Source organism: Cryobacterium sp. TMB1-7, assembly GCF_004402435.1.
Taxonomy (GTDB): Bacteria; Actinomycetota; Actinomycetes; order Actinomycetales; family Microbacteriaceae; genus Cryobacterium; species Cryobacterium zongtaii.
The window spans coordinates 109354-116612 of the sequence record NZ_SOFZ01000009.1 but is presented as its reverse complement, the minus strand read 5'-3'; the positions used below and the strand labels follow the sequence as shown (position 1 = coordinate 116612).

Annotated in this window: 7 protein-coding genes; 5 read left to right on the top strand and 2 right to left on the bottom strand. The window is 67.7% G+C overall.

All coding sequences use genetic code 11. From position 1 onward, the window contains the following. Positions 1-1051 (top strand): 2-oxoglutarate dehydrogenase, E2 component, dihydrolipoamide succinyltransferase (gene sucB / locus E3O60_RS03450; protein ID WP_134497108.1); only part of this gene is annotated, 1051 nt, incomplete at its 5' end. Positions 1052-1073: 22 nt separating this feature from the next. Here sucB and E3O60_RS03445 read toward each other — a convergent pair. Beyond that, entirely contained in the window at positions 1074-2624 is a 1551-nt protein-coding gene (locus tag E3O60_RS03445; protein WP_134479997.1) for a hypothetical protein, read from the bottom strand. A gap of 105 nt (positions 2625-2729) precedes the next feature. Here E3O60_RS03445 and lipB point away from each other — a divergent pair, with 105 nt between their 5' ends. From lipB to E3O60_RS03430, 3 genes are read left to right on the top strand one after another with little or no spacing between them, the layout of a single operon-like run. After that, the gene (gene lipB / locus E3O60_RS03440; protein WP_088456161.1) at positions 2730-3365 is read left to right on the top strand and encodes a lipoyl(octanoyl) transferase LipB; all 636 of its coding nucleotides are present in this window, start codon (positions 2730-2732) and stop codon (positions 3363-3365) included. Next, positions 3362-4348 carry a lipoyl synthase gene (gene lipA, locus E3O60_RS03435; RefSeq protein ID WP_134497106.1) on the top strand — a complete coding sequence of 329 codons (987 nt, stop codon included), beginning with the start codon at positions 3362-3364 and terminating at the stop codon, positions 4346-4348. The genes lipB and lipA overlap by 4 nt, the downstream gene beginning before the upstream one ends. A gap of 48 nt (positions 4349-4396) precedes the next feature. Continuing rightward, positions 4397-5107, top strand: a complete 711-nt coding sequence (locus E3O60_RS03430; RefSeq protein WP_088456159.1) for a DUF4191 domain-containing protein — start codon at positions 4397-4399, stop codon at positions 5105-5107. A 68-nt stretch (positions 5108-5175) separates the two neighbouring features. Here the strand turns inward: E3O60_RS03430 and E3O60_RS03425 are convergent, their stop codons facing one another. Beyond that, positions 5176-5619, bottom strand: a complete 444-nt coding sequence (locus E3O60_RS03425; RefSeq protein ID WP_240632456.1) for an RDD family protein — start codon at positions 5617-5619, stop codon at positions 5176-5178. A gap of 145 nt (positions 5620-5764) precedes the next feature. On the opposite strand from E3O60_RS03425, the gene glnA reads away from it, so the two are divergent. Further along, positions 5765-7189: a type I glutamate--ammonia ligase gene (gene glnA, locus E3O60_RS03420; RefSeq protein ID WP_088456157.1), complete on the top strand. Its 1425-nt coding sequence runs from the start codon at positions 5765-5767 to the stop codon at positions 7187-7189. Positions 7190-7259 lie beyond the last annotated feature (70 nt).

The window sequence follows — 7259 nt, the reverse complement described above, 5'->3', positions numbered from 1 at the left end:
GCCGCCCGCCGCACCCGCACCGGTCGCTGCTGCACCCGCAGCCCCGGCACCCGTGGCGGCAGCACCCGCCCCCGCACCGGCGGCCCCGGCACCGGTAGCAGCAGCACCCGCCGCCGCCCCGGCAGCATCCGCTGCCGAGCCGACCCGTGGCGCCCACGCCGGCACCAGCGGTTACGTCACGCCCATCGTCCGCAAGCTCGCGAACGAGGCCGGCGTCGACCTGTCCACCATCACCGGCACCGGTGTCGGCGGACGCATCCGCAAGCAGGACATCGTCTCCGCCTCCGCCACGGCTGCGCCCGCGACTCCGGCCGCCGCCGAGGTCGAGGTGTCTCCGCTGCGCGGAACCACCGTGCCGATGTCGCGCCTGCGCAAGGTCGTCGCCGAGCGCGCTGTAGCGTCGATGCAGCAGACGGCCCAGCTCACCACTGTCGTGGAGGTTGACGTCACCCGTGTCGCCATGCTCCGCGACAAGGTCAAGGTCTCCTTCCACGAGAAGACCGGCAACAAGCTGTCCTTCCTGCCGTTCTTCGCCCTGGCCGCGGCCGAGGCACTGAAGGCGAACCCGATCATCAACGCGACCGTCGACGGCACGTCGATCGTGTACCCGGGCCAGGAGAACATGAGCATCGCCGTGGACACCGAACGCGGACTGCTGACTCCCGTCATCCGCGACGCCGGTGACCTCGATCTGGCCGGTTTCGCCGCCCAGATCGCTGACCTGGCTGCCCGCACCCGCGACAACAAGCTCAAGCCCGACGAGCTGTCCGGTGGCACGTTCACCCTCACCAATACGGGTTCACGCGGCGCTTTGTTCGACACCCCGGTGGTCTTCCTCCCGCAGAGCGCCATTCTCGGCACCGGCGTTGTCTACAAGAAGCCCGTCGTCGTGACCGACAAGGGTCTGGACTCCATTGCGATTCGTTCGACGGTGTTCCTGGCGCTGTCCTACGACCACCGCATCATCGATGGAGCGGACGCCTCGCGCTTCCTCACCACCATGAAGGCACGTCTGGAAGCCGGCGCATTCGAGGCCAACCTCGGAATCTAGTGTCACAGACCCGCCAGACGGGTCAGTAGTCGAAGAGTTCGCGTAACCGCCAGCCGGCCTCGCCCTTGATCACCAGGGCTGAGGCCGGTTGTGTGTTCGCGGGACCGCCGGCCGCCGGCGTCAGAACAATCAGCGCGGCGTTGCCGCGGCGCTCCTGCACGGTGGCCGTGAAACCCGCAGCAGTGCGGTCGGCGCTCGGTTCCATCTGAAGTGCCCGATACGAGTCGGCGGCCATGGCCACGGAACCGGCCTGGTCGACACTTTCCAGACACAGCACAGACGCCTCCGCCAAACACCCCTCGCGCAGCTCGAGCAGGACCAGGGTCGCCGCCGCCGGATCGTCGGACACGAGAGTCGCTGCGGATCCGTCGGCGCCTGCCGGCCCGTCGTCTCCCGGCCCCGCGGTCGCTTCGGCACCCGGTGACGAGGACCGCGTCGCGGGCGCCGACAGGTCGCCGGCGTCCCCGGCGACCACCGGGGACTCGGCTGGGGACAGCGCCGCAAGGCCTCCGGCGGCCAGCGCCACCGCGAGGCAGACACCGACGATGACCGGCCGTGCTCGACTCCGGTTCCGCCGCAGCGCCTGCAGCCACCGAGCGCCCACCCGCGACCGAGCATTCACGATTCGCAGCCCTGACCGGCATCCGGCCAGCCCACGCCGCACCTGCCGCTCCAACCGTCCTGTCGGCTTCGCCGCGCTTCCACGCTCTGCACCCGCCAGTCGCCCGCCGGCTCGGATGGCCGGCTCACGCGCCCCGGCCGGGCGGGCCGGTCTGGTCAGTCGGCTCGACGGTGCGGCCAGGCCGTGGGTATCCTCCGGTCCCTCGGGATCTGCCGGCACGGTGCCCGGTACCGCACCCCGGACGGCTGTCGCTGCCGCCCAGTCGAACAGAACGGATTCCACGCCGGACAAATCCGGCGGGACGGGTCGCGCCGTGGCCGCGGCTTCGAACTCGGCCACGACCGACTCCGCCGTCGCCGCCTCCGGAGCCTGAGGGTCCAGGTGGTCCCGGATGGATCTCACACAGCCCGCCAGGCGCACGAGGTCGTCCCGCCGCCGCGCGACACCGGCTCCCCCGGCGGGCAGATCCTCCAGCGCGCCCAGCCCGAGAAGCACCGGTCGGCCACAGCCGTCGAACCGTACGCAGGCAGGTCCGATCATGGAGTGGCTGAATCCGGCGTCGTGCAGCGCCTGCAGTGCTGCCGTGATCGTCGCGGCAATGGTCACGACCTCACCGGCACCGAGGGTGCCCCGCTCGGCCAGCAGCCGGTCCAACGACGAACCGGTCAGGCGGTCCAGCACGAGGCAGAGCCGGCCGTCGGGTGCCGTCGCCACGTCCCGCAACGGCGCGAGCATCGCCGGCGGCACTGTGAGCATGGCTCGCACCTGCCGGTCGAGCGCCGGCCTGTCAGCCTCCGGCCCGAACACCTTCAGTGCCACATTCAGGGCCTGGCCCTGCTCTCCGGGCGCCCGGCCGAGGTAGATGATCGAACGGCTCCCCGTGCCGATCCGGCGTATCAGCCGGAACCCGGCCAGGGTCTCCTCTCGGGCGGGAATCTGCCTGTGCTCCATCACTCCACCGTGCCGTTCGGACCGGCGGCCCCCTCCCCTCGGTGGGAATCTGGCGGAAACTCGAGCGGTGCTCAGGCTGGGGAGGAGACCCCCTAGACTTACCGCATGCTCGACTTTGTCGTCGCGGGGCTAAGCGCCAACTCCGTGCCGTATTTCGAGGGCCTTGAGCTCCAGCGCGCCGTCCATCGCACGGTGGTATCCGGTCAACGACCGAACACCGTCCTGCTCCTCGAACACCCCGCCGTGTACACGGCCGGCAAACGCACCCAGCCGGAGGACCGTCCCACCGACGGCACGCCGGTCGTGGACGTCGACCGCGGCGGCCGGATCACCTGGCACGGGCCCGGTCAGCTGATCGGCTACCCGATCCTGCGCCTGCCCGAACCTCTCGACGTGGTCGGCTACGTGCGTCTGCTCGAGGACATCCTCATCGACGCGCTGGCCGATTTCGGGATCGACGGCAGACGGGTTCCCGGACGCAGCGGTGTCTGGGTCGGGCCCGCCGGGGCCGAGGACAAGATCGCCGCCATCGGCATCCGGGTCGCCGACGGTGTGACCATGCACGGGTTCGCCCTCAACTGCAACAACTCGCTCGAACCGTACGACCGTATTGTCGCCTGCGGCATCGTCGATGCGGGCGTCACCACCATGTCTCAGGTACTCGGCCGAGACGTCAGCACCGAGGACGTCGTCGACTCCATCACAACCCGTTTCCGCAGCCGGCTGGCGGTGTCCGTATGACCGCCGCGCCCGACGGACGCCGGATGCTGCGACTGGAAATCCGCAACGCCGAGACGCCCATCGAGCGGAAGCCCGACTGGATCAAGACTCGCGCCAGGATGGGCCCCGAATACCGCCACCTGCAGGATCTGGTGAAGAGCGAGAACCTGCACACGGTGTGCCAGGAGGCCGCCTGCCCGAACATCTACGAGTGCTGGGAAGACCGCGAGGCCACCTTCCTGATCGGCGGCTCCCAGTGCACCAGGCGCTGCGACTTCTGTCAGATCGACACGGGCAAGCCCGCAGACTACGACACCGACGAGCCGCGCCGAGTCTCCGAGTCGGTGGTGGCGATGAACCTGCGTTACGCGACGGTGACCGGGGTCGCCCGCGACGACCTGCCCGATGAGGGCGCCTGGCTCTACGCCGAGACGATCCGGCAGATCCACCTCCAAAGCCCGGGGACCGGGGTCGAGATCCTCGTCCCCGATTTCACGGGCAACCCAATCCACCTGGCCGAGGTGTTCTCTGCCAGCCCTGAGGTCTTCGCGCACAACGTCGAGACGGTCCCGCGGATCTTCAAACGCATTCGTCCCGCCTTCCGTTATGACAGGTCCCTCGACGTGCTCAGCCAGGGGCGGGCCGCGGGACTGATCACCAAGTCGAACCTGATTCTCGGCATGGGCGAGGAACGCGCCGAGGTGTCCCAAGCGCTGCAGGACCTGCACGATGCCGGGACCGACATCATCACCATCACGCAGTACCTGCGGCCGAGCCCCCGGCACCTGCCGGTGGCCAGGTGGGTGCGACCGGAGGAGTTCGTTGACCTCAAGGCCGAAGCGGAGCAGATCGGTTTCCTCGGCGTGCTCGCCGGACCGTTGGTGCGTTCCTCCTACCGGGCCGGTCGGCTCTGGGCACAGTCGATGACGGCCACCGGACGCCCGGTGCCCGCCCACCTGCAGCACCTCGCCGACGCGACCGTGGCCTTCAGCCAGGCCGTTTGACCCTAAATCCGTTCCGCGGATATCGACCGACTGGGTAGTCTTAGAACCATGGCACGAAGCAAGGACAAGAGTCCCCGCACCCCCAAAGAACCTGGCCGCTTGAAGCAAATGTGGCAGGTCTTCCAGATGACCCGGCGCTACGACTCGAACATCGTTCTGTTCATGATCTTGGGTTTCCTGATCCCTGTTGTTGTCGGCTTGGCCCTTGCGCTGCTGCTGACCCCCGACAACGGTTTCACCATCGCCCTCTGGATCGTCGCCGGCGTGCTCGCCGGCGTCCTGGCGATGCTGATCATCCTGGGTCGGCGTGCAGAGAAGGCCGCGTACTCGCAGATCGAGGGCCAGCCCGGCGCCGTCGGCGCGGTTCTGCGCAGTTCGTTGAAGCGCGGCTGGGTGGGGAGCGAAATGCCCGTCGCCGTCAACGGTAAGACCCAGGACGCCATCTATCGCGCCGTCGGCCGCGGTGGAGTTGTGCTCATCAGCGAGGGACCGCGCACCCGCACCGCCCGCATGTTGGACGAGGAAAAGCGTTCGGTGGCCAAGGTCGGCGGCAACGTCGCGGTCACCGTCATCACCGTGGGCCCAGACGCCGACGCCGTTCCGCTGCACAAGCTCGCCCGGCGGCTGACCAAGATCAAGCCGACCCTGACCAAGGCCGAAGTGCTGGCGGTCAACAACCGCCTCAACTCCATGACCAAGAAACTGCCGATTCCCAAGGGTGTCGACCCCACCAAGGCCCGTCCGCAGCGCGGCAACTAGCCACACGCATCCACCAGAACAACGAAGGGCACGGGGTCAACCCCGTGCCCTTCTCTGCGTGCCGGAGACTAGCGCCTGATCAGGACGGTGCCGGCGATCTTGTCGTGGAAGCCCCGCTGGTCCGAGTCCCAGACCAGGGCGGGAACGGCCAGACCCAGCAGCACCGACCGGACGATCGGGCGCCACAGGCCCGCACGGCCTCCGGTGAGGGCGATCACACGCAGGCCGAGCAGGCGGTGGCCGACGCTCCCCCCGAACACGGCGACTTGCAGGGCTTGGAGGCCCACGAAGACCATCAGGACCACGAAGCCGTCATAGTTGAGCCAGGTGTACCCCCAGATCAGGCAGGTCAGGGCCACGGCGACGGCCCAGTCGATGGCCAGCGCCGCGATGCGCCTGCCGACCCGCCCCACGGAATGCGGTCCGGTCCGAGGCAGGCCGAGTCGCTCCCCCGGCCAGGTGCTGGGCGGTAACTGCCCGAAGGTGGTGGGTCTTGACGGCGTCGAATTCACCCGATCAGTGTACCGACCGAGCCCTCTGTAACATGGAGGAAACATAAGCGTCATTCTTAAGTAACCCGTCCGTAATAGTGTCGGGGAAGCCGCAGTGTGCGACATTTCTAGTCACCCACGCCTACGTCGTTTGGAGTCAACCCGCATGTTCCGCGATTCGTCCGAAGTCCTCTCGTTCATCAAGGACACCGATGTCAAGTTCCTTGACCTCCGTTTTACCGACCTGCCGGGTGTGCAGCAGCACTTCAACATCCCCGCGTCGACCGTTGACGAGGACTTCTTCACCGTCGGCCAGATGTTCGACGGCTCGTCGATCCGCGGTTTCGCGTCGATCCACGAATCCGACATGCAGCTCATCCCCGACGTCACCAGCGCGTACATCGACGCGTTCCGCGCCGAACGCACCCTGATCATGCTCTTCGACATCTACAACCCCCGCAACGGCGAGATCTACTCCAAGGACCCCCGCCAGGTGGCCAAGAAGGCCGAGAAGTACCTCGCCTCCACCGGCATCGGCGACACCGCGTACTTCGGCTCAGAGGCCGAGTTCTACATCTTCGACGACGTGCGCTACGAGGTCAACCAGCACACCAGCTTCTACTCCGTCGACTCCAGCGAGGGTGCCTGGAACTCCGGCCGCAAGGAAGAGGGCGGCAACCTCGCCAACAAGACCCCGTTCAAGGGCGGCTACTTCCCGGTCAGCCCGGTCGACCAGCACGCCGACATGCGCGACGACATCTGCCTCAAGCTGATGGACGCCGGCCTCATCCTCGAGCGCAGCCACCACGAGGTGGGCACCGGCGGCCAGGGCGAGATCAACTACAAGTTCGACACCATGGTGCACGCGGCCGACGACCTGCTGAAGTTCAAGTACATCGTCAAGAACACCGCGCACGAGTGGGGCAAGACCGCCACGTTCATGCCCAAGCCGCTGTTCGGCGACAACGGCTCCGGCATGCACACCCACCAGTCCCTCTGGGCCGACGGCAAGCCGCTGTTCTACGACGAGGCCGGCTACGGCGGCCTGTCCGACGTTGCACGCTGGTACATCGGTGGCCTGCTCAAGCACGCCCCGGCTGTGCTCGCCTTCACCAACCCGACGGTCAACTCGTACCACCGCCTGGTTCCGGGCTTCGAAGCTCCGGTCAACCTGGTCTACTCGGCCGGTAACCGCTCGGCCTCGATCCGTATCCCGATCACCGGCACCAACCCCAAGGCCAAGCGCCTCGAGTTCCGCGCCCCCGATGCCTCCGGCAACCCGTACCTCGCCTTCGCCGCCCAGCTGATGGCCGGCCTCGACGGGATCAAGAACCGCATCGAGCCGCACGAGCCCGTCGACAAGGACCTCTACGAGCTGCCGCCGGAAGAAGCGAAGAACATCCCGCAGGTTCCCGCATCGCTGGAAGAGGCCCTGCAGGCGCTGGAGGCCGACCATGACTTCCTGCTCGCCGGCAACGTCTTCACCCCCGAGCTGATCGAGACCTGGATCGACTACAAGCGCGAGAAGGAAATCAAGCCCCTCGCGCAGCGCCCGCACCCGTTCGAGTTCGAACTGTACTACGGGGTCTAATCTCCCCAACGCACGACGAAGGGGCCGCAACCGTCAGGTTGCGGCCCCTTCGTCGTCGACGGTGTCGAGG

Bases quoted from the DNA above. Each gene is read 5' to 3' on its own strand.
- E3O60_RS03445 (WP_134479997.1), bottom strand. From the start codon at position 2,624: ATGGAGCACAGGCAGATTCCCGCCCGAGAGGAGACCCTGGCCGGGTTC.
- lipA (WP_134497106.1), top strand. From the start codon at position 3,362: ATGACCGCCGCGCCCGACGGACGCCGGATGCTGCGACTGGAAATCCGC.
- lipB (WP_088456161.1), top strand. From the start codon at position 2,730: ATGCTCGACTTTGTCGTCGCGGGGCTAAGCGCCAACTCCGTGCCGTAT.
- E3O60_RS03430 (WP_088456159.1), top strand. From the start codon at position 4,397: ATGGCACGAAGCAAGGACAAGAGTCCCCGCACCCCCAAAGAACCTGGC.
- glnA (WP_088456157.1), top strand. From the start codon at position 5,765: ATGTTCCGCGATTCGTCCGAAGTCCTCTCGTTCATCAAGGACACCGAT.